We start from the raw sequence: 293 nt of genomic DNA, 5'->3' as shown, positions 1-293 counted from the left end.
AGCCAGATGTTGTCGCCCATGCCGATCTCGTCGCCGTAGTAGAGGATCGGCGAGCCCGGCAGGGAGAGCAGCAGCGCGGTGAACAGCTCGATCTGGTCGCGGTCGTTGTCCAGGAGCGGGGCCAGGCGCCGGCGGATGCCGATGTTGGCGCGCATGCGCGGGTCCTTGGCGTACTCCGCGTACATGTAGTCGCGCTCTTCGTCGGTGACCATTTCGAGGGTCAGCTCGTCGTGGTTGCGCAGGAAGATGCCCCACTGGCAGCCGGACGGGATGGCCGGGGTCTTGGCGAGGAT

General features: G+C 66.6%; 1 protein-coding gene. It reads right to left on the bottom strand.

Annotated features, from left to right (window positions below):
• On the bottom strand, positions 1-293 hold a 293-nt coding region (locus tag KUM03_RS34315), incomplete at both ends, for an alpha-amylase family glycosyl hydrolase (protein ID WP_254400318.1).

Origin of the sequence: Streptomyces sp. AC602_WCS936, from assembly GCF_019049125.1 — a bacterium.
Lineage (GTDB): Bacteria > Actinomycetota > Actinomycetes > Streptomycetales > Streptomycetaceae > Streptomyces.
Note: the sequence above shows the minus strand (reverse complement) of the source record. Positions and strands in the feature narration are given on the sequence as shown.